Below are 21751 nucleotides of genomic sequence, written 5' to 3'. Positions count from 1 at the left end.
GCTCATGAATCGCATCTACCGGCGTGTATGGAACCGCCAGCTCAATGCTCTGGTTGTGGCCTCGGAACTGGCCACCGGCGACAGCGGCGGCAGCGCCGTGCGGGATCCGCGCGCCCTCCTGCTGATGCCCACCACGCTCGCCCTGGCCCTGCTGTGTGTGCTGGCCAGTGGCCACGCGGGAGCATCCGAATCCAATCAGTCGCTGCGTGATCTGCAGGCTCTTGCAGCCAAGTACACCCAGCCGATGCCAGTCAAGGTCGATGCCGAGGTAGCCCTCGCGGCTGCCGCAAGCCAGGCCCAGAGCAGCCCGGCGATCAGCGCGGATGCGCGCGTCGGCCTGCAGTTGAGCACCGCGTCGCTGCCGGTGGTGCGTGACGTGCTGCCGGCCTCCGTGCAGGTCAAGCTGGCCGCGAACACGGCGCCGAAGCAGGTCGCCGTGCCAAGGCTTGCCGGTGATGTCCGAGCGAATGCCAACATCGGTCTTGGCGGCGCGCAGGTGGCATCAATCGATACCGGTGCAAAGGCGGCCGCCGGCATCAGCGGCGCGCCGACGGGCGCACTGCGGGGTCTGAAGGCTTCTGTGGATGGGGCGCTGGATTCGAAGCTGAAGGTGGCAGGCCACCAGGTCGACGCCCAGGGCCAGGTAAAGGCGACGGCGGCGATCACGCTGCCCGCCAAGGAGGAACTGCCGGGAGAAACCCACGATCGCGCGATCACCGCAGCATTCGATGCTGGTGCTGCCGGCAAGGTGCGCGTGCAGGCGCCGAATGGCCAGGAAGTGGTTGCCGATCGCAATCTGAAACTGGCCGGCCAGGCAACGGTTGCGGCGCAGAACAGCGCACTGGGTGTCGGTGGGCTGGTGGGTAGTGCGGTCGGCGCCGCAGGCAATGCAGTCGGTGGTGCGCTCAACGGCACCGTCGGTACGGTCGGCAGCGCGGTCGGTGGTGCCCTCAATGGCACGGTCGGCAGCGTGGGCGGCGCCGTAGGCGGCACGCTCAGCAACACCGTGGGCGCCGTGGGTGGCGCACTGAATGGCACCGTAGGCAGCGTCGGTGGTGCGGTCGGTGGAGCCCTCAATGGCACGGTCGGCAGCGTGGGCGGCGCCGTAGGCGGCACGCTCAACAACACTGTAGGCGTCGTGGGTGGCGCACTGAACGGCACCGTAGGCAGCGTCGGTGGTGCGGTCGGCGGCGCCCTCAATGGCACGGTCGGCAGCGTCGGCGGTGCCGTAGGCGGCACGCTAAACAACACCGTGGGCGCCGTCGGCGGCGCACTGAACGGCACCCTAGGTACCGTCGGTGGTGCGGTCGGCGGCGCCCTCAATGGCACGGTCGGCAGCGTGGGCGGCGCCGTAGGCGGCACGTTAAACAACACCGTAGGCGCCGTGGGCGGCGCACTGAACGGCGCCGTGGGCACCGTCGGTGGTGCGGTCGGCGGAGCCCTCAATGACACGGTCGGCAGCGTCGGCGGTGCCGTTGGCGGCACGCTCAACAACACCGTGGGCGCCGTGGGTGGCGCACTGAACGGCACCGTAGGCACCGTCGGTGGTGCGGTCGGCGGCGCCCTCAATGGCACGGTCGGCAGCGTGAGCGGCGCCGTGGGCGGAACGCTCAACAACACTGTAGGCGCCGTGGGTGGCGCACTGAATGGCACCGTAGGCAGTGTCGGCGGTGCCGTGGGCGGCGCACTGAACGGCGCCGTAGGCAGCGTCGGTGGTACGGTCGGTGGTGCCCTCAATGGCACCGTCGGCAGCGTGGGTGGCGCAGTCGGCGGCACGGTTGGCAGCGTCGGCACTGCGGTCGGCGGCACGCTCAACAACACCGTCGGTTCCGTCGGCGGTCTGCTCAATGGCGCCACCGGCTCCGGCACTGGCCTGGGTGGCCTGCTGGGCAACACGCTCGGCAACGTCGGCAGTGCCGTGGGCAACCTGCTCAACGGCAACCTCAATGGCACCCTCGGCAATCTGGGCAGCGCGGTCGGCGGCCTGGTCGGCGGCACGCTCGGCGGCCTCGGCCTGACCAAGCCCTCGGCGATCCCGCCCACCAGCCCGAAGGCGCCGGCTCCGGCCGATCCGAACGCGGGCCTGATCATCGGCACCGGCGGCCTGGTCGGCAATGTCGGGCAGCTGATCGGCCCGACCACCACCAGCCTGTTCGGTGGCGACGGCTACCTGAGCAACGGCAACCTCAAGCTCAGCAATGCCAACGTGATGCAGACCTACTCGACGGTCAATGTGCTGGGCCTGCCGGTGGTCAACCTGTCGCCCGTCGGCAGCACCCTCAACGGGCTGGGCGGTGCCGCTACCGGTGGCAGCTCGCACCTGACCCTGATCGGTGGCGTCACCTCCGACAGCTACATCTACAACATCAACAACGGCAATCCGGGCGGCCTGCTGGGCCTGCTGCTGCCGAAGGACTCGCCGGCGTGGGCCGCCAAGTGCCTGGACGTCGCCCTGGCTGACATCTCGTGCTGGGCCGTGAACGCCGCGCAGGACTACCAGGTGCTGATGGGCGATGGCGCCTTCGCCAACGGTTCGAAGGAAGTGGTGATCGGTGCCAATGCACGGCACGAATTGCCGAAGGTCGATGCCAACGTCGCCTTCCCGGGTGATGGGGTCAACGACCCGAGCAATCCGACCGGTGTGCCGACCGCCGACTACGCTGCGCGCATGGGCCATTCGGTGATCGTCGGCGACAGTGCCGTCGGTACCGCAAACGGGCAGACCCTGCTCGGTGCTGAAGCCACCTCCAACCAGGCCAACTCGGTCGCACTGGGCTACCGCTCGGCCGCACTGCGCGGCGCGCAGGCCAGCTACAGTGCTTACGGCCTGACTGCTCCGCAGGTTTCGGCGGGCGAAGTGTCGGTGGGCACCGCCGGTGGTGGCGAGCGCCAGATCACCAACGTGGCTGCCGGTAGCGTCAACACCGATGCGGTCAACGTAGCCCAGCTGAAGGGCGCGATCAGCCTGATCAACGGCGTGGCCGATGCCGCCGTCACCTACGACCTGGATGCTGGCGGCAATCCGAACTATCGCCGTGTCACGCTCGGGGCGGGCACCGGCACCACCACCATCGGCAACCTGGCCGGCGGCGCAGTCACTGCTGGCAGTCTGGAAGCGGTCAATGGCGGCCAGCTGGCGGCGACCAATGCTGCCATCGCCAGCTTCTTCGGCGGCCGCGCGGCCTTCGATCCGGCCAGCGGCGCGTTCACTGCACCGCTGTTCGAGATCAGCACCATCTCCACCGGCGGCGCCATCGCCAAGGGCCTGTATGAGAACGCCACCGATGCTTTCGCAGCGGTCGACGGCTCGCTGGTCAATCTCAACACGCAGATCACCGATATCCGCAACGGTGGCACCAAGTACCTGCGGGTGAACTCGACCGGTACCGAGGCGCTGGCCACCGGCGCCGACTCGATCGCGGTCGGTACCAACGCCCGCGCCACCGCCGCCAACAGTATCGCGGTGGGTGCCGGCAGCCTGGCCGACCGTGCCAACAGCGTGTCCATCGGTGCGGCCGGTGCCGAACGCCAGGTCACCAACATGGCCGCCGGTACCGCCGCGACCGATGCGGTCAACCTGGGCCAGCTGCAGGCGTCGGAGCAGGGCGCCCTGCGCTACGACCTCAACGGCGACGGCAGCGTCAACTACGCCAGTGCCACGCTGGGCCAGAGCGGCACCGCCACCACGCTGCGCAACCTGGGCCCGGGCCAGGTCAGTGCCACCAGCAGCGAGGCCATCAACGGTGCCCAGCTGTTTGCGGCCAACCAGGCCGTTGCCACCCACCTCGGTGGTGGCGCGGCGGTCAACGCCAGCGGCGTACTGACCGCACCGACCTATTCGATCAACAACGTGGCCGCCAACGGCACGATTACCAAGGGCAACTACAACGACGTCGGTACCGCGTTCGACGCGGTCAGCAATTCGCTGGCCAACGTTGCCGACCAGACCGGCGAGATCGACAAGCTGGCCGTGAAGTACGACGTCGACGCCAGCGGCAACGTGCTCAACAGCGTGACGCTGACCGGCACCGGCGCGGTGAAGATCACCAACGTCGCCGCCGGCAGCATCCTGGCTGGCAGCAGCGATGCCATCACCGGCGACCAGCTGTTCAGCACGAACGGCACCATTGCCAACTACTTCGGTGGCACCACCTCGTACAACGGCACCACCAACGTGTGGACCGCGCCGAAGTTCAGCATCTCCAGCATCGCCACCGATGGCACTTTCACCAGCGGCGACTACAACAATGTCACCGCCGCCTTCACTGCGGTGGACGGCTCGCTGAAGGTCCTCAACCAGCGCATCACCAACGGCGGCGGTGGCAGTGCCTACCTGGCGGTGAACTCGACTGCAGCGGCCGCAACGGCGGCCGGGGCGGAGGCGGTGGCGGTCGGCCCGCAGGCCAGTGCGGCCGGTGCCAACAGCGTGGCGGTCGGCAACGGCGCCAGCGCCAGTGCCGGCAACAGTGTGGCACTGGGTGCAGGTTCGGTGGCCAGCGTCGGTGCGCAGAGCGGCTACACCGGTGCCTACGGCCAGACCGGTGCCAGCAACTCGGCCGGTGAGGTCTCGGTCGGCAGTACTGGCAGCGAGCGCAAGATCACCCATGTCGCCGACGGTTCCGATACGTACGACGCAACCAACGTCGGCCAGCTGAAGAACGGCGTGAACTACGCCATCGACGAATCGAAGAAGTACACCGACCAGAAGATCCAGAACATCACCAACGTGGCCGGCAGCTTCCGCGCCAACAACACCAACAACCTGGCCGACCCGTCCGCCAGCGGTGCCAACTCGGCCGCCGGTGGTGCAGGCTCAACCGCAGCCGGCGCCAACTCGACCGCGCTGGGCAATGGTTCGCAGGCGCAGGCCGACAACTCGGTGGCGCTGGGTGCGGGTTCGGTGGCGAACCGGGCCAACACGGTCTCGGTGGGTGCCGCTGGTGCCGAACGCCAGGTGGTCAACGTGGCCGACGGTTCGCAGGCCACCGATGCGGTCAACGTACGCCAGCTGCAGGCCTCGCAGCAGGGCACGATCCGCTACGACACCACGGTGAACGGTGCGACCAACTACAACAGCGTCACCCTGGGCAGCACCAACAGCGGCCCGACCACGGTGCGCAACGTCGCCGCCGGCACCGCCGGTACCGACGCGGTCAACGTGGACCAGCTGAAGTCGGGCATGGCGCAGACCCTGGATTGGTCGAAGGCGTACACCGACGAGCGCATGGGCGGCTTCGAGCGCGACCTGCGCAAGACCGACAACCGCGCCTCGGCCGGTATCGCGTCGGCGATGGCCACCGCAGCGCTGCCGCAGCCCAGCGAAGCGGGCCGCAGCATGGCCTCGGTCGCCGCTGGCAGCTACAACGGCGAGTCGGGCGTGGCGATCGGTATCTCCGGTGTCTCTGAAGGTGGTCGCTGGATCTACAAGTTCAGCGGCTCCACCAACAGCCGTGGCGAGGCCGGTGTGGCCGTCGGTGCCGGCATCCAGTGGTGATCCCCGCGGCCGGGCCGCACGCGCGGCCCGGCATCGCGGAAACGTCCAAAGGGGGGAATGACATGAAACAGCATCGCATCGCCCGCACCGGCCAGATGGCCGCAGTGCTGGGCCTGGTCCTGGGGATGGGCCTGCTGGCCGCCTGCCGCAGCCATGCGCCGGCCGCCGACCGTCCTGCCGACACCACCGCCGTGCAGTTCCCGGAGGCGTCGAAGGCTTCGTTGAAGGAGGGCATCTATCCCGACGTCGCCGACCTGCGCAGATTCGCGCCGGGCATGAGCAAGCGGCAGCTGTATAGCTTGCTGGGCACGCCGCACTTCAACGAAGGCATGTGGGGCGTGCGCGAGTGGAACTACCTGTTCAACTTCCGCACCGCGCAGGGCGCGGAGTATTTCACCTGCCAGTTCCAGGTGCGCTTCGACAGCAAGGGCATCGCCCAGGGGGGCTACTGGAAGCCGGAATCGTGCGCGGCGGTGATCGAACCGCCACGGCCACCGGCGCCGCCTGCACCGGCACCGCTGCCGGAGCAACCCCTGCGGCTGTCGGCCGACGCCCTGTTCGGATTCGACAGCGCGGTACTCAGCGCCGAAGGCCAGCAGGCGGTGCAGGGCATCCTGGCGCAGGTGCGCGAGGCCGCGCAGGTGCAGTCGATCCGGGTGACCGGGTACACCGACCGTATCGGCAGTGCCAGCTACAACCAGACCCTGTCGCAGCGACGTGCCGAGGCCGTACGCAGCGCGCTGGTGCAGGGCGGGGTGCCTGCGGCCAGCATCAGCGCCGAAGGGCGGGGCGCAGCCGAGCCGATCGTGCAGTGCGAGCAGCGCAATCGGCGCGAGCTGATCGCCTGCCTGGCGCCGAACCGTCGCGTGCAGATCGCTGGGATCGCCCAACCGCGCTGAGAGTCCCGCACCGGGGCAATGCCCCGGTATCCCGAGTCCCCCCTGACCGTCGGCAGGACGTGGTTACGTCTCCCCCGTTGACCACGCCTGCCGGCGGCTCAGGTTTTCCATGGTGCACGCGATGAACGCTCAATTCCTGCCTCTTTCCATGAAGACGGAAACCACACTCAGCGTGTACGGCCAGCTCGGCAACCATGCCGTGGTACGCATTCCCGGGCGGCGCCTGCCGGGGCTGATCCTGCAGGCCGATACCGTGGCCGGGTTCCTGGCCCAGCTGCAGGAAGCCCAGGCCTGCCTGCGCAGTGGCCGCGCACAGCGTACCGACGCCGAGCTGGACATGCTGATCGACGTGCTGCAGCAGTGGTATGCGCTGATCGAATCGCGCCTGGCCGACGCCGGCGAGGCGCTGTAGGGAAAAAGGGGACGGAGGGGATTAAGTCGTTTCCGGCACACTCGGGGCAAGAACGACTTAATCCCCTCCGTCCCCTTTTCCTAGGCGCGGGCGCGGACCAGCCAGCAGGCGGCATCCACGCGTACGCGGTCGCCCTCGATGAACGGGGTGAATGCCGCTACCGCCTTGTTCCGGAGCGAGGTGGCCCGGTCTTCGGGCAGATTGCGCAGCGCCAGGCCCAACGGGCCCAGCTGGCCGACATAGGTCGGCAGGTCTTCGCGGGTGAGCGAGCAGGGCAGGTCTACCGCAACAACCTCCACGTCCTTCCAGCCGGCGGCCTGCAGCAGGTGCTGCACACGCTCGCCATCGGCAAAGGCGAACTGACCCGGTGCGCCGGGCGCGCGTGGGGGTAGATCGAGTTCATCGCCAATGGCGCGTTCGGCCGTTGTCATGAACGGGTTCTCCGCTGCGCTGCGCCAGGCGATGAAACGCAGGCCGGCACCCGGTCGCGCGGCACGGTGCAGGTTGGCGAAGGCGGCCTCGGTATCTTCGAAGAACATCACGCCCAACCGAGATTGGATCCAGTCGAAGTGCGCGGTGGGCAACGGATGCTGCTGTGCGTCGGCGACGATGAAGTCTGCGTCCAGTCCTGCCGCCTCGGCGCGTTGACGGGCCAGCGCCAGCATCGGCGCGGAGATGTCCAGGCCGGTGCAGTGCGCCGACGGGCGTGCGGCGGCTGAGGCCAGCAGGCTGGCACCGGTCCCGCAGCCTACATCCAGCAGTTGCGTGACGGTGTCGGTCAGTTCGTCGACCAGCAGGTCGGCCAGGGGTTGGAGCAGGCCGTCGAGGATGGCCTGCTGCGCAACCCAGGTCTGACCACCGGGGCCGTTCCACAGCGCGTTCTGATCAACGGGGGATGTACTGGTCATGGTCTTGCCTTGCGGGGAAGTCGCCCATAGGTTGGCGCTTGAAGGTCACTTGAGGTCAAGCCCGTGCGTGAACTGGATATCGGCGAGGTGGTCAAGCGCAGTGGCGTGCCGGCCTCGACCCTGCGCTACTACGAACAGCTTGGGCTGCTGCAGGCATTGGGCCGTCGCGGCCTGCGCCGGCAGTACGACGAGCGCGTGCTGGAACGGCTGGCGCTGATCGGTCTTGGCCAGGCGGCCGGGTTGTCGCTGCAGCAGATCGGGTTGTCGCTGCCGCCGCAGGATGGGTGCATCTCGCTGGACCGTGAGGCGCTGCTGGCACAGGCCGATGTGCTGCAGCGGCAGATCACCCAGTTGCAGCGGGTGCGCCGGCACCTGCAGCGCGCGGCGGCCTGCCCGGAAGCGCAGGACGCGCGGCAGTGCGGTTCATTCCGCAAGCTGCTGCGCGCACAGCAGCGCATGGCGGGTGGGTGAGAGAAGCATCCACGCATGGCGTGGATCTACTTCACCACGACCTCGGTAGATCCACGCCATGCGTGGATGAATCAATCGCGGGTGCTGACTTCCCAGGTGGCGTGCAGCACGCCCGGCACGTGTTCCATCCGCGCCAGCACCACATCCAGCTCATCGGCACTCACGGCGGTACTGACCAGCACCGCGATCACATCGGTGGGTGCATCGGCATGCTCGACGACCTGCACGTCGCCGACCGGATACTGCGCAGCCTCCAGCGCATCGACGAGGCGCTCGCGCACCCGCGGCACGGCTTCGGCATCCACGCTCAGGCGCACTTCGTAGGTCGCTTCGGTGGCGGCCTCGTTGATCGGGATACGGTTGATCGCATTCACCAGCGGCCGCAGCAGGGTGTTGCCGGCGATGATCAGTACGGTCAGCAGCACGCCTTCGGCCAGCATGTCCGCGCCGGTGCAGCTGCCCACCGCCGCCGAGCACCACAGGGTGGCGGCGGTGTTGAGGCCGCGAACGTTCATGCCTTCCTTCATGATCACGCCGGCACCTAGGAAGCCGACGCCGGAGACCACGTAGGAGATCACCCGCACCGCCTCGGCGCTGCCGGCGATGCGCATGCCCAGGTCGACGAAGGCGGCGGCGCCGACGGCGACCAGCACGTTGGTGCGCAGGCCGGCGGTGCGTTGCCGGTACTGGCGCTCGGCGCCGATCAGCGTGCCCAGCACGAAGGCGGCCAGCAGGCTCACCACGGTGTCGGCGAAGGGACCGGCCTGGAAGGTCTCGATGAAGCGCATGGCCGGAGTCTACCCGGTCGAGGTGACAGTAGAGCCACGCCACGCGTGGATTTCCAGCGGTCCACGCCACGCGTGGTTAGTCAGGTGCCAGAAACGACCTAATCCCCTCCGTCCCCTTTCTGCGGGATCAGTCGGTGTCCTCGACGCGCTCGCCCATCAGTTCGCGCTGGCGCTTGTCCAGTTCCTCGGCGTAGCGCTTGCGTACGAAGGCTTCGGAAACCACGCCCAGCACCTGGCCGTCGGCGGCGACCACGGCCAGTTCGTCGGCCTGGGTCTGGTCGAAGCGCTGCATCACGCTGACCACGTCCGCGGCCGGCGACAGCGACACACCACGGTTCTCGGCCAGCTCGCCAATCGTGGTTTCCGGCTTCACGCCGTCGCCGTAGACGCGCGGAATCTGCACGATGCCGGCGTAGTGGCCTTCGCTGTCGATCAGGATCACCCGGCTGCCCGAGCCCAGCGGGAAGCGCTGGCGGAACGCGGCGGCATCGAGATCGGCCGGCGCGGTAGCCACGCCCTTGCGCATCAGCCGGCCGGCGTTGAGGTTCTGCACCCAGCCGACGTCGCGGGCGCTCTTGATGGTCTCGCCCCGCAGGTGCATGCGCCAGGTCGAGAACGAGTAGCCGAACCACTGCCGCACCAGCGTGCTGGACACCAGCACCGCACTCATCACCACGCTGGTCAGCAGGAAGTCGTGGGTGCCTTCCAGCACCAGCATGGCCATGGTCATTGGCGCGCCGACCACCGCCGCGGCCAACGCTGCCATGCCGGCCAGCGCGGCGGACGTGGCGTCGACCACCGGCACGCCGGTGGCCATCGCCAGCAGGCCGGCGAACAGGGCGCCGACCAGGGTGCCCATGAACAGCGAGGCGAAGAACAGGCCGCCACGGAAACCAAACCCGAGAGAGATGCCGGAGGCCAGGCACTTCAGGGTCAGCAGGCCGCCGATCCAGATCAACGGCAGGTGGGTAGTCAGGTCCAGGTGCAGCGCGCCATGGCCGGACGAGAGCACCTGCGGGCTGGCCAGGGCCAGCGGGATCAGCAGCAGGCCGCCCACCACCGGGCGGCCCCACAGCGGCAATGGACTGCGCTTGACCGTGCCTTCGATCGAAGCGATCAGGCGCATGATGACAATGCCGACCATCGCGCAGCAGCAGCCGAGCAGGCCGTAGATGGCGTAGTCGGCGGCGCGCACGTCGATGGTAGAGGCAGCGGGCAGCAGGTAGGCCTCGATGCCAGCCTGGTCGGCCACGAACGCACCGGCCAGCGCGGCGACGGCCACCGGTGCCAGTGCGGCCGGGGTGTAGGCGCCGATGACGATCTCGAAGGCATAGAACGCACCAGCCAAGGGCGCACCGAAGGCGGCGGCGATGGCACCGGCGGCACCGGCACCGACCAGGATGCGCACGTCGTTGCGACGCAGGCGCATCACCCGGCCCAGCTGCGAGCCGCTGCCCGCGCCCATCTGCGTATACGAGGCCTCCAGCCCGACCGACGCGCCGCAGCCGTTGGACAGCAGGGTCTGGGTCAGCACGATCAGGTTGTCGCGCATCGACATGCGGCCGCCGTGCAGGGCATTGGCTTCCACCGCATCGAGCAGGGGGCGTTTAAGCCGCGTCGCCGCAAGGCTGACCAGGCCGACCAGCAGCCCGCCCAGTGGCAGCACCAGCAGCGCGGTCCAGGTCAGCGAGGGCAGGGAGCTCAGGCGCATACCTTCGTCCAGCCCATACAGCGTGCCCTGCAACCAGCGCGCGATGCCCGACTGCAGCAGGGTCAGGTAGCCGGCGATCAGGCCGACCAGCAGCGCGAGTGCGATGAACCACAGATCACTGCCACGCAGTCGCAGGCGCAGGCCCTGGAAGGCCAGATGCAGGCGCGATGGCAAAGCAGACGGTGACATGGTGGCGGCATGATACGCCGCCACCGTGATCGCCACCGTCACTGCATCGGGCGATTACCGCTTCAGAAGCGGTAGCGGCCCTGCACGTAGAAGGTACGCGGCGCGGCCACCATGCGGCCGGCGTTGCCATCGACGTTGCGGGTGTACCAGCGCTTGTCGGCCAGGTTGTTCACGCCCAGTGCGATCTCGCTGTCACCCAGTCCCGGCACCTGCCAGGCCACCTGCGCGTTCCACAGGCGAACACCCGGCACGCGGCCCACGCGCGCATCGGCGCTCTCGGCCCAGGTGTTGGCGGCGTCGGCGTACTGGCCGCTCTGGTGGGTGCTGGAGACATTGAAGGTCCAGCCGGCCAGTGCGTAGCGGGCGCCGACGCTGTCGGTGTCGCGCGCGTAGAAGGGCACGTCCAGGCCACGGTTGTCGCCGGACTGCTGGATCGCCTTGGTCCAGGTGTAGTTGGCGTACAGCTCCAGCCCGGCCAGCGCGCTGTCCTCGGCGAAGCGGTATTCCAGTGCGCTCTCCACACCCTTGTGATCGGTGGCGCCGATGTTCTGGAAAGTCGGCGGAGTGATCCCCGGCACCTGCAGGATCTGGTTGTCGAAGCGCATCTTGAACACGGTTACTTCCGCGCGCAGTGCACCGTCCTGCCAGCGCGCACCGAGTTCGGTGGTCTTTGCAACTTCCGGGTTCAGCGGATTGCTGGCGGTCTGCGAATTCAGCTGGATGTTCTGCACCGGCCCGAACGAGGTGGTGTAGTTGCCGAACACGGTCAGCTGCGGGGTCAGCAGGTAGGCGATGTTGAGCGAAGGCAGGGCCTTGTCGTTGCGGCTGCTGAAGGTCGTCGTGCCACCGGCCTGGCGGCGGTCCATGTCGATCCATTCCATGCGCACGCCCGGGGTGATCCGCCACTGGCCGATCGCAATGCGGTCGTCGATGTAGAACGCGTGGGCGTCGGTGGCGTTGTCGAAGCGGTTGGTGGCGCTGGCCACGCCGGTGCGGCGGGTGACGGTGTAGCTGCGGTCGTTGCCGCGTTCGCGCAGGAAGCGGTAGCCGGCGGTGATGTCGTGCACGCTGGCGCCCCAGTGCAGGCGCTGGGTGTAGCGCGGCTCGATGCCGAGCACGCGGTAGTCACGCGGCTGCACGGTCAGCTGGGTGTTGGCGGCGTTGATCAGCGAGCTGGCGCGGCTGCTTTCGTTGTAATAGGCCAGCACCTCGAACTCGCTGTTGGCCGACAGCGTATTGGTGTAGCCCAGGTCGATGCCGGTGCGGTGGCCCTTCCAGAAATCGGTGGGGCGGGTGTTCTGGAACGGATCGGCCTGGTACTGGGCGCGGGTCAGGCCGCCCGGGGTCAGCGAACGCACATCGTAGTAGGACAGTTTGGCGCGCAGTTCCTGCTGTTCGTCGATGGCATAGGCGAACTTCAGCGCGAGGTCGTTGAAGCGGTCATCGCTGCCCTGGCGCCAGCCGCGCCCGTCCTGGCCCGAGTAGAGCAGCGCCGCGCCCAGACCGTTGCCGCCGGTGCCGCCGAGGAAGGCGTTGTACTGGGTGCTGTCACCGCCGCCATGGTCGTAGGCGCTGTAGCGCACACCCGCTTCGCCGTGCAGGCCCGCGCCGGTCGGAATGGCGCGGGTGCTGAAGTTGATGATGCCGCCCACGTTCTGTGGGCCGTAGCGCACCGCGCCGCCGCCGCGCACCACGTCGATCGATTCGATGTTGGACAGGCTGGTCGGTGCGAACGACAGCTGTGGCTGGCCATACGGCGCCACCGCCAGCGGCACGCCGTCCAGCAGTACGGTCGAGCGTGGCGAGTAGCGCCCGGTCAGGCCGCGCACGCCGATGTTCAGCGAGACCGAGCTGCCGGCCGTGCCGGAGTTGTCGGTGACCTGCACGCCGGGGATGCGGCGCATGGCATCGCCGATGCTGGCCGCGCCGCTGGCCTCGATGCGCTGGCGGTCGACCACCGTGCGCGCGCCGGCGAAGCTCTTGACGCTGTCATGCAGGCCGGTGCCCAGCCAGCTGCCGGAAACCTGGATGCTGTCCAGCGTGGTGGCGCCGTCCTGGGCGAAGGCACGGGTGGCCGGGAGCAGGCACAGGGCGAGGGCGGCAGCCAGGGGCAGGCGGGCCGGTTGCAGGGCGTGGATGGGCATCGGTGCGGGTTGTGGAAGGTCGTAAATGAGAATTATTGCTGATTCCATTCGCTATTGGAATGCGCCTCCGGTTCATGCCGATGCCCCGGTGGTAGAGTGGGCGATTGCTTCCTGACCCGCTGAGATCCGCCATGTCCCAAGCTGCTTTCTACCCCGTCGGAACCCCTGGCCAGCCGTGGGGAGCGGCGGAGCGGGAGGCGTGGCGTGGCCGCCAGCAGCGCCTGCGTCGCTATGACGAAGAGGTGCTGCCGCGCATCGAGGCGTTGGCTTCGCGCTTTGACAAGGTGGCCTACGGCCAGCTCGACTACGCGGGCGAGACCTACACCTTGTTCGCCCTGCGCAGCCGCGACTGGAACCCGGCGCTGCCGGCTGCCCTGGTCACCGGTGGCGTGCACGGCTATGAGACCAGCGGCGTGATGGGCGCGCTGGAGTTCCTCGAAAAGCACGCCGCCGACTATGTCGGCAAGGCCAACCTGCTGGTGACGCCGTGCGTGAATCCGTGGGGCTTCGAGCGCATCAACCGCTGGAACTTCGATGCGATCGACCCGAACCGCAACTTCCGGGCCGACGGCCCGGCCCGCGAATCGACCGCCGTCATCGAACTGATCGCGCCGTACAAGGGCCAGTTCGTGCTGCACATCGACCTGCACGAAACCACAGACAGCGACGAGAGCGAGTTCCGCCCGGCGCTGGCCGCGCGTGACGGCAAGCCGTTCGAGCCGGGCCTGATTCCCGATGGGTTCTACCTGGTGGACGACAGCGAGAACCCACAACCGGCCTTCCAGCAGGCGGTCATCGCCGCGGTGGAGAAGGTCACCCACATCGCGCCGGCCGACGACAAGGGCGAGATCATCGGTTCGCCGGTGGTGGCCCATGGCGTGATCGAGTACCCGCTGGTGAAGCTGGGCCTGTGCGCCGGCATTACCGGCGCCAAGTACACCACCACCACCGAGGTCTACCCGGACAGCCCGCGGGCGACCCCGCAGCAGTGCAACGACGCGCAGGTGGCGGCGGTGTGCTCGGCGCTGGATTACGCGCTCGCCCATCATTGATCGGTAGTGCCGGCCGCTGGTCGGCAACCACGGGACACTGGGATTGCCGGCCAGCGGTCGGCACTACCTCATCCCAGTGCGTCGGCCCGCCACAGTGCGGCCGGTCCCGGCGGCATGTCGCAACGCCACAGCAGTGCAACGACGCGCAGGTGGCGGCAGTGTGCTGGGCGCTGGATTACGCGCTCGCCCATGGTTGATCGGTAGTGCCGGCCGCTGGCCGGCAACCACGGGACACTGGGATTGCCGGCCAGTGGCCGGCACTACCTCATCCCAGCGCGTCGGCCCACCACAGTGCGGCCGGTCCGGGCGGCGTGTCGCGGCGCCACAGCAGTGCAACGACGCGCAGGTGGCGGCGGTGTGCTCGGCGCTGGACTACGCGCTCGCCCATCGTTGATCGGTAGTGCCGGCCGCTGGCCGGCAACCACGGGACACTGGAATTGCCGGCCAGCGGCCGGCACTACCTCATCCAAGCGCGTCGGCCCACCACAGTGCGGCCGGTCCGGGAGGCGTGTCGCGGCGCCACAGCAGTGCAACGACGCGCAGGCGGCGGCGGCGTGCTCGGCGCTGGACTACGCGCTCGCCCATCGTTGATCGGTAGTGCCGGCCGCTGGCCGGCAACCACGGGACACTGGAATTGCCGGCCAGCGGCCGGCACTACCTCATCCAAGCGCGTCGGCCCACCACAGTGCGGCCGGTCCGGGAGGCGTGTCGCGGCGCCACAGCAGGTCGCTGTGGATGCGCCGCGGCCACCCGGGTAGGGTCAGTTCCACCAGTTGCCCGCGGTCGTAGCGTTGCACCAGCGCGCGGGGCAGCTCGGCCCAGCCAATGCCGTCCTCGGCCATCTCCATCACCATCAGGTAGTCGGTGGCGGTCCAGGCCAGGCCGGTGACCACGCGCGATTGATCGACTTCCGCGCTCAGGCGCACCTGCCGATGCCGCGCCAGCTGAGCGGCGGCGCGACGCCCGGCACTGGCCAGCGGATGCTCGCGCGCCACGTACACCGACAGTTCGCTGTGGTGGGCCAGCGGCCGGGCCATCAGGCCATCTGGATAGTGTTCCTGCCGTGGCAGCAGACCGAGCGCGGCGCGTCCGTTGCTCACCAGTTCCAGCACGTCCTCGCCCTCCGCATCCAGCCATTCCAGTTCGATCTCCGGGAAGGCCTCGGAGAAGCGCTGCAGGATCCGCTGTTCGGGATCAAGCTGGTAGACATCGGAGAACACCACGGTCAGTCGCGCTTCGACCGGTGCAGCCAGGCGCACGCTCAACTGCTGGAGGCGCGCATCGGCGGCCAGGATCTCCTGCGCGTGGCCAAGTACCTGTCGCCCGGCCTCGGTCAGCTGCGGGTAGCGCCCGCTGCGATCGAACAGACTCACGCCCAGGTCGGTTTCCAGGTGGGCAATGGCGGTACTGACTGTCGACTGGGTCTTGCGCAGGCGTCGCGCCGCAGCCGAGAACGAGCCCAGCGCCGCAGCTTCCACGAAGGCCTGCAGGGATTCGGGGGAGTAGGGCATTGATACATCGCTCCTGTCGATGGAATCCATTTTGATTCCACCGTAAAAGGCGATGATACTGGCCGCCGTCGCCCCTGTCTGCGGGGCGTTCCGGACCCTCCACGCTCGGCGTGGATCCATTGATGAGGCGGCGTGGTCCCCGCCCTGCAAGGAGCTTCACATGTCCCGTACTGTTCCCGCCCGTGGCGCGCTGGTCGCCTGGGCCTGCCTGACCGTGGCGATCGTCGCCGAAGTGGTCGGCACCTCGTTCATGGCCCACGCCGCCCGCGATGGCGGCTGGACCGGCTATCTGGTCATGGCCGGCGCGCTGGCGCTGTCCTACTTCTTCCTGGCGCAGTCGGTGCGCCGCATCGCGGTGGGCGTGGCCTACGCGGTATGGGAAGGCCTGGGCCTGACCCTGCTGACCGTGGTCGGCCTCGCCGTCTTCGGTGAAAGCCTGTCGCTGCAGCAGCTGGCCGGCCTGGTGCTGGCGGTGGTCGGCATCGTCTGCGTCACTCTCGGGGAGGCACACTGATGAACACCCTGGCCCTGTTTTTCGTGATCTGTTCGGCGCTGATCGACGTCGCCGCCAACATGATGGTGGCCAAGTCGGAGGGCTTCCGCCGCTGGCGCTGGGGCGTTGGAGCGATCGTCATGGTCTGGATTGCCTTTGCCCTGCTGGGCCAGGCTGTGCGCTACATGGACCTGGCCACCGCCTATGCAATGTGGGGGGCGATCGGCGTGATCGGTACCGCCACCTGCGGCCGCCTGCTGTTCGGCAATCGCCTGCGTCCGATCGGTTGGGTCGGCATCGCATTGGTGACCGTCGCGGTACTGCTGCTGAGTACCGCGAAGTAACGCGTCGCCGTGCCAACCAAGGCGGGCATCTACCGGTGCGGAAGCGCTGTGCCAACCCAGGTTGGCACCTGCCAGAGCGTGAGCCGCCGCAGGCAAGCGCCCCGAAGGATCTCTCCGGGGCGTAGCTGTTTCTAGCAGTTAGAACCGTGCGGTGAAGTTCAGCCGCGTGGTGCGGCCCGGGCCGGGCATCAGGCTCATCGCCAGCGTGTCCATGTAGTAGGTGTTGCGCAGGTTGCTGACCACCAGTTCAACTTCGGCCTTCGGGGTGAACTGCCAGCGCGCATAGAAGTCATAGATCGCGGTCGGCAGGTAGATGTTCTGCAGGCCGGTCGAGCCGGTGGTGTTCCAGGGCTTGTCCAGTTCATGGGTGGGGCCGCTGTTGTAGGTGCGGCGGATGCCGGTATCCAATCGCTTGTCGAACAGGCGGACGCCCAGCGTGCTGTGGATCGAGTACTTCGGCGGGTTCTGCGCGTTGACGAACGAGGTGCCGAAGCCGCCGTCCACGCAGTCCGGCGTGGTGTCCAGCTTGCTCCATTTCGCATACGGGTCTTCGCGCAGGCGTTTGGCGGTGGCCGCATCGCAGGTGCGCGCGCGCTGGTAATAGCTGGCCGACAGGTCCAGGTAGGCAATGCCGGCGTCATAACCGGACTGCAGCTCGTAGCCCGACACCGTGTAGTTGTCGACATTGTCGACGTAGAAGGCCCAGTTGCTGGAATCGAAGCGGCGGGTGATGGCGTTGTCGATATCGTTCTTGAACCAGGCCACCTTGAACGCCAGCCGGTCACCGTCGCGCCACAGGTCCTGCTTCAGCAGGCTGAAGCCGATATCCCAGGAGCGGTTCTTTTCCGGCTTCAGGTCGGCCACCGGCGCCGAGGTGCTGTTGCCCAGCGTCGATTCGAACAGGCTGGGCATCTTCCAGCCCTGCGCGTACTTCACGTAGAAGAACGTGTCTGCGTCGAGGTTGAAGCGCGCCTCGGCATAGGGTGCGAAGCCGTGGCCCGAGCGCCGGATCGCCGGCTTGTAGCCCCAGGCGGTGGGAATCTGCTTGGTGTAGAAGCCATTGGCACCCCGCGGATCGCGGATGAAGCCGTCGAAGTCGTAGGTCTGGCCCAGCGTGCTGTCGCCATAGGGCGTGGCGCGCAGCGAGTCATACGTATAGTTGCCCTGTGCATCCGGGTACCACTCCTTGTACCAGCCCGGCAGCAGCTGGCCGCCCTTGCTCAGGCGCGCGAAGGTATAGCGCAGGTCGCGCGATTCACTGACGAAGGCCACGCGGTTGCGGTCGCGGGTGCGGTAGTCGATGAAGCGGCCGCCGGCCGTCAGCGACAGCCAGTCCCACGGCTGCCATTGCAACGACGCCACCACGCTGGCCTCGCGGCGCGTGCCCGATCGCAGGTAACGGTTGTTGTTGTAGTCCACCGGCAGCACCGGCGAGTTGGGTGCGGTGTCTTCATGCTGGAAGGACGCGCCATAGCGCAGCGTCCAGTCGCCCAGATCATTGCTGAAACGCGTGGTATTGCTGCTGTCCACGCCCCAACGCCGGGTCTTCACGTCCGACTGCAGCCCAGGGCCATAGGTCTCGCCCAGCGTGTCGGGCATCTGGTCGGAGGCCATTTCCTTGAACAGCGGCGTATTGGCGATATTGCTGTTGAACATGCGGCTGGTGGCCGTGGTGAACCACAGCGTGCTGCTCAGGTCCAGCCACGGGTGCGCCTCGGGGCGGTAGCGATGGCGCAGCGAAGTGGCGTTGACCCGCATCTTCCCGGGCTCGAACTGGAACATGGTGTTGGCCTTGTCCACGTAGGTCACCCATTCGTTGGACTCACCCACGCGGCCGATCGCGGACGGCATGATTTCGCCGAAGCTGGAGTTGAAGAAGCGGTGGCTCAGCTCCAGGCGCTGGTCGGGGTTGGGTGCCCAGGTGAGTTTCAGCAACGCCGATTCGTTGTCGGTGTGCGTGTTCAGGACTTCATCGCCCGGGTGGTACAGCTTGGAAACGGCCTGGCTGGACATGCCGGTACCGCCGCTGGACAGGTGCTGGTCGTCGTAGCGGTGGGCGCCGTTGCTGCCGGCGAAGTAGTTGCCCTGGCGGCGCCGTGCGTAGGCTGCGACAAGCTGCCAGTCTTCGCCGCGCTGGGCGAAGGCGACGCTGCCGTTCCAGTCGCGCGGGTCGCGCAGGCTGTTGCGGTTGTCGCTGCCGCGCGCGATCTGCTTGAAGGTGCGGGTGCGGTCGATGCTGTTGTCGGCCACGCCGCCGCGCACGCGCAGTCCCCAGGCCTGGCCGTCATCGAGGATGTCATCGACGTTCAACGTTTCCATGTAGACCACGCCACCGATCGCGCTGGCGGCATTGGCGGCCAGGCTCGGCCCCTTCTCGATGCTGACCGCACTGATCAGATCGGGATCGAGATAGCTGCGCTGCTGCACGCCAACATAGCCGCGGTACACGTCGATGGCCTGCTGGCCGCCATCAATGATCACCGGGACCCGGTTCTGGCCCTGCAGGCCACGGATGTTGACGTCCAGCGCGCCGCCATTGCGTACGTCTCCGGTGTGCACGCCGACTGCGCCGGCCAGCACATCGCCGATCGACTGGCCGCGGAAGCGTTCCAGCTGTTGGTGGTCCAGATGCACGCGCGAGCCGCTGTCGCGGTAGACGGCGTCGGCATCGGCCAGCCCCCACGGCGAAGCGCCTTCGCTGGCCTGGCCGGTCACACGCAGGGTGCCGATCTGGCGTACGCCGGCGTCGGTGGCCGGGGCGGCCTGCAGCACCACGCCGCTGGCATCACGCTGGAACGAAAGGCCGGTGCCGGTGAGCAGCTGTGCCAGCGCGGCCTCGGTGTTGAACGAGGCCTGCACGCCACCGCTGTGCCGGCCGCGGGTCAGGCGCGCATCGGCAGCGATGGACAGGCCGGACTGCTGACCGAACGCGGTCAAGGCCTGGTCAAGCGGACCGGCCGGGATCTGCCAGCGAACGGCGGAGGCAGCATTCTGTGCGTGGGCGGCGGCCGGCAACAGGCACGGCGTGGCCAGGGCCAGGCACAGCGCGATGGCAAGCGGGCGAGGGGAAGGGCAGGGTAGTTTCATGGGGGCGGCGACATCCGCAATGGGCTCCCTTGTAGTGCCCGCCGAGCGCGCAGAAAGGGAACCGCGATTTCAACGCGGACGCACAACGGTCCACCATGGCCAGCGCTGCTCGATGCGGATCGGCAGGGCGCGCGCCAGCAGTTTCAGGGCCTGCAGGCTGTCCAGGCGCGGCAATACCGCGGTGACATTCAATGCGGACAGTGCCGGATCACAGCCCAGATAGCCCCGATGGTGACGGGCCAGTTCGTCGATCACCCGGATCAGTTGCGTGTCCTGCACCTGCAGGCGTCCGTCCTGCCAGTCGCCGCGCAGAGGATCGGCAGCGACCGTTGTGAGTCCCCCCATCGGTCCGATCTGCAGCGCACTTCCCGCAGGCACATCCAGCGCCGCGCCGAACATCGGCAGGCACCGCACCACGCCTTCGAACACGTCCAACCGGCTGTGCTGGGCTTCGCGGCCGACCGCGAAGCGGGTGCCGATCGGCTGCAGGCGCGCGCCGGGTACATGCACGCTCAGGGGCAGGCCGACGAATGCGGGGTGGTGGCCGGTCTGCAGCAGCAGTTCGCCGCGCAGCAGATGCAGGGCGCGGTTGCCGTTGCCGATGTCGACGGTCACTTCGCTGCCGGCGTTGAGCCACAACTGGCTGCCATCGGCCAGCGTCCAATGACCGGTGCGCCCGGCAGCGGTGCGTTGCGTCTGCAGGTGGCGCTGCGCCTGCAGCGCGTGCAGGCCGAGAAGCGAGACCGCACCGATGCCGAGGGCGCCACCGAGACTGCGAAGCGCGCGGCGGCGGCGATGGCCGGCGGCATCGAGCGCCGTTGCTGCCGCCGGTGCCGACAGCGGGGCGAACGACTGCCAGACCGCCTCGACCCGGCGCCAGGCGTCGGCGTGACCGGCGTCGGCCTGCAGCCACGCACGCCAGTGTTGCTGGTCGTCGTCGCTCCAGCCCTGTTGGCGCAGCGCGAACCACTCTGCCGCCTGCTCCAGCGCCGGGCCGGCCACTGCCGCGCTCATGCCGCCGCGTCGCCGGACAGGCGCAGGCAATGCAGCATCGCCTGCGCCATGTACTTCTTGACCATGCGCTCGGACACGCCCAGCTGTCGGCCGATCTCCGCATAGCCCAGTCCGGACAGCCGGGCCAGCAGGAAGGCACGCCGTGGCCGCTCGGCCAGGCAGGACAGCATGTCAGCGATGGCATGCAGGAGCTGCAGCGCCTGCGTGCGCTCCTCCGCAGAGGGATGCACCGGCTCCGGTTGTGCGGCCAGCGCGGTCAGATAGGCGCGCTCCAGGTCCGCGCGCTGCCAGTGATTGACCAGCAGCGCTTGCGCGATGGTGCTGAGATAGGCGCGCGGCAGGCGCAGTTCGGACGGATCGACGCGCCGGCTGAGCAGGCGCAGGAAGGTGTCCTGGGTCAGATCGGCGGCGCAGTCGGCGTTGTGGGTGCGGCGGCGCAGCCAGCCCAGCAGCCAGCCATGGTGTTCGCGGTAGAACCCCGCCAGCGCGGTGCTGGAGGCGGCGGGCACGGCCATCGGCACGGGTCATTAATGAGAATGATTCCCATTCTAGGGTGATCGGGCGGCGCACGACAAATCCTGCGCATGCCGCAGCAGGAGAGATCGCCGGATTTGCGATGCCCGGCGTGCTCGCCGACACTGCGGCTTTCCACAAGGAGTGCCCGCATGTTCAGCCACATCACCGTAGGAACGAACGACATGGATGCCGCGCGCCGCTTCTACGATGCCCTGTTCGCCGCGATGGGGGCACGTCCGGGTGTGTTCGACGAAAAGGGTCGGCTGCTGTACTTCAAGGATGGGCGGATGTTCGGCGTCACCGCGCCCATCGATGGGCAGCCTGCATGCCATGCCAACGGCGGCACCATTGGTTTCACCCTCGACAGTGCCAAGGCCGTGCGCGGTTGGCAGGATGCTGGCGTGGCCCATGGCGGTACGGCCATCGAAGACCCGGCTGGCATCCGCAGCATGGCCGGGCGCCAGCTGTTCCTGGCCTACCTGCGCGACCCGGACGGCAACAAGCTGTGCGCGGTGCATGTGGTGCATGTGATGTCGTGATTGGACAGTACGCGCGTGGCCGCGATGCACGCGGTCCGCGCGCGGCTGCGCTCGCAGGTACGCTTCGGCGCGCGCGTGATAACACGGAATGGCGGGCCGGGCCTGTGACCACAGGCCGCAACTTCATGCTCTGTCCACTGCGGTTCAGCCAGAATCGACCGGCTAACCCTTTGATCTAC

16 protein-coding genes are annotated in these 21751 nt (G+C 68.2%); 8 read left to right on the top strand and 8 right to left on the bottom strand.

Annotated features, from left to right (window positions below; translation table 11 throughout):
* The first annotated feature begins 4 nt into the window (after positions 1–4).
* The 3 genes from JLDANKMP_RS13640 (at position 5) to JLDANKMP_RS13630 (ending at position 6805) form a co-directional block, all read left to right on the top strand.
* Positions 5–5494 carry an ESPR-type extended signal peptide-containing protein gene (locus JLDANKMP_RS13640; protein ID WP_212561406.1) on the top strand — a complete coding sequence of 1830 codons (5490 nt, stop codon included), beginning with the start codon at positions 5–7 and terminating at the stop codon, positions 5492–5494.
* A 62-nt stretch (positions 5495–5556) separates the two neighbouring features.
* Positions 5557–6393 (top strand): OmpA family protein, encoded by an 837-nt coding sequence (locus JLDANKMP_RS13635; RefSeq protein WP_212561405.1) that lies wholly within the window; start codon positions 5557–5559, stop codon positions 6391–6393.
* Positions 6394–6502: 109 nt separating this feature from the next.
* Positions 6503–6805, top strand: a complete 303-nt coding sequence (locus JLDANKMP_RS13630; protein ID WP_008265168.1) for a hypothetical protein — start codon at positions 6503–6505, stop codon at positions 6803–6805.
* An 80-nt stretch (positions 6806–6885) separates the two neighbouring features.
* Here JLDANKMP_RS13630 and JLDANKMP_RS13625 read toward each other — a convergent pair whose 3' ends face one another.
* Positions 6886–7713 (bottom strand): class I SAM-dependent methyltransferase, encoded by an 828-nt coding sequence (locus JLDANKMP_RS13625; protein WP_212561404.1) that lies wholly within the window; start codon positions 7711–7713, stop codon positions 6886–6888.
* Between the two features lie 63 nt (positions 7714–7776).
* Here JLDANKMP_RS13625 and JLDANKMP_RS13620 point away from each other — a divergent pair, with 63 nt between their 5' ends.
* On the top strand, positions 7777–8184 hold the full coding sequence (locus JLDANKMP_RS13620) for a MerR family transcriptional regulator (RefSeq protein ID WP_005413733.1): 408 nt from the start codon (positions 7777–7779) through the stop codon (positions 8182–8184).
* Positions 8185–8255: 71 nt separating this feature from the next.
* Here JLDANKMP_RS13620 and JLDANKMP_RS13615 read toward each other — a convergent pair whose 3' ends face one another.
* The 3 genes from JLDANKMP_RS13615 to JLDANKMP_RS13605 all read right to left on the bottom strand — a co-directional run bounded on the left by JLDANKMP_RS13615 (position 8256) and on the right by JLDANKMP_RS13605 (position 13016).
* Positions 8256–8972, bottom strand: a complete 717-nt coding sequence (locus JLDANKMP_RS13615) for an MgtC/SapB family protein (protein WP_005409984.1) — start codon at positions 8970–8972, stop codon at positions 8256–8258.
* Between the two features lie 127 nt (positions 8973–9099).
* Positions 9100–10872: a chloride channel protein gene (locus JLDANKMP_RS13610; RefSeq protein WP_049453441.1), complete on the bottom strand. Its 1773-nt coding sequence runs from the start codon at positions 10870–10872 to the stop codon at positions 9100–9102.
* Positions 10873–10934: 62 nt separating this feature from the next.
* Positions 10935–13016, bottom strand: a complete 2082-nt coding sequence (locus tag JLDANKMP_RS13605) for a TonB-dependent siderophore receptor (protein ID WP_212561403.1) — start codon at positions 13014–13016, stop codon at positions 10935–10937.
* Between the two features lie 131 nt (positions 13017–13147).
* Here JLDANKMP_RS13605 and JLDANKMP_RS13600 point away from each other — a divergent pair, with 131 nt between their 5' ends.
* Positions 13148–14068, top strand: coding sequence for a M14 family metallocarboxypeptidase (locus JLDANKMP_RS13600; RefSeq protein WP_212561402.1), 921 nt, complete (start codon positions 13148–13150; stop codon positions 14066–14068).
* Positions 14069–14727: 659 nt separating this feature from the next.
* Here the strand turns inward: JLDANKMP_RS13600 and JLDANKMP_RS13595 are convergent.
* The gene (locus JLDANKMP_RS13595; RefSeq protein WP_111108725.1) at positions 14728–15579 is read right to left on the bottom strand and encodes a LysR family transcriptional regulator; all 852 of its coding nucleotides are present in this window, start codon (positions 15577–15579) and stop codon (positions 14728–14730) included.
* Between the two features lie 160 nt (positions 15580–15739).
* Here JLDANKMP_RS13595 and JLDANKMP_RS13590 point away from each other — a divergent pair, with 160 nt between their 5' ends.
* Both JLDANKMP_RS13590 and JLDANKMP_RS13585 read left to right on the top strand, forming a co-directional pair.
* Positions 15740–16093, top strand: a complete 354-nt coding sequence (locus JLDANKMP_RS13590) for an SMR family transporter (RefSeq protein WP_212561401.1) — start codon at positions 15740–15742, stop codon at positions 16091–16093.
* Positions 16093–16416 (top strand): SMR family transporter, encoded by a 324-nt coding sequence (locus JLDANKMP_RS13585; protein ID WP_005409978.1) that lies wholly within the window; start codon positions 16093–16095, stop codon positions 16414–16416. Before JLDANKMP_RS13590 ends, JLDANKMP_RS13585 begins: the two co-directional genes overlap by 1 nt.
* A gap of 138 nt (positions 16417–16554) precedes the next feature.
* On the opposite strand, the gene JLDANKMP_RS13580 is transcribed toward JLDANKMP_RS13585, so the two are convergent.
* From JLDANKMP_RS13580 to JLDANKMP_RS13570, 3 genes are all read right to left on the bottom strand, one after another.
* Positions 16555–19503, bottom strand: a complete 2949-nt coding sequence (locus JLDANKMP_RS13580; protein WP_212561400.1) for a TonB-dependent receptor — start codon at positions 19501–19503, stop codon at positions 16555–16557.
* A gap of 69 nt (positions 19504–19572) precedes the next feature.
* Positions 19573–20517 (bottom strand): FecR domain-containing protein, encoded by a 945-nt coding sequence (locus JLDANKMP_RS13575; RefSeq protein WP_212561399.1) that lies wholly within the window; start codon positions 20515–20517, stop codon positions 19573–19575.
* A complete protein-coding gene (locus tag JLDANKMP_RS13570) occupies positions 20514–21032 on the bottom strand; it encodes a sigma-70 family RNA polymerase sigma factor (protein WP_212561398.1) in 519 nt (172 codons plus the stop codon). The genes JLDANKMP_RS13575 and JLDANKMP_RS13570 overlap by 4 nt, the downstream gene beginning before the upstream one ends.
* Positions 21033–21182: 150 nt before the next feature.
* Here JLDANKMP_RS13570 and JLDANKMP_RS13565 point away from each other — a divergent pair, with 150 nt between their 5' ends.
* A complete protein-coding gene (locus JLDANKMP_RS13565; RefSeq protein WP_212561397.1) occupies positions 21183–21572 on the top strand; it encodes a VOC family protein in 390 nt (129 codons plus the stop codon).
* Positions 21573–21751: the final 179 nt, after the last annotated feature.

This window comes from Stenotrophomonas sp. PE591, assembly GCF_018320795.1.
Classification (GTDB): domain Bacteria; phylum Pseudomonadota; class Gammaproteobacteria; order Xanthomonadales; family Xanthomonadaceae; genus Stenotrophomonas; species Stenotrophomonas maltophilia.
This window is presented reverse-complemented; position numbering and strand designations above follow the sequence as displayed.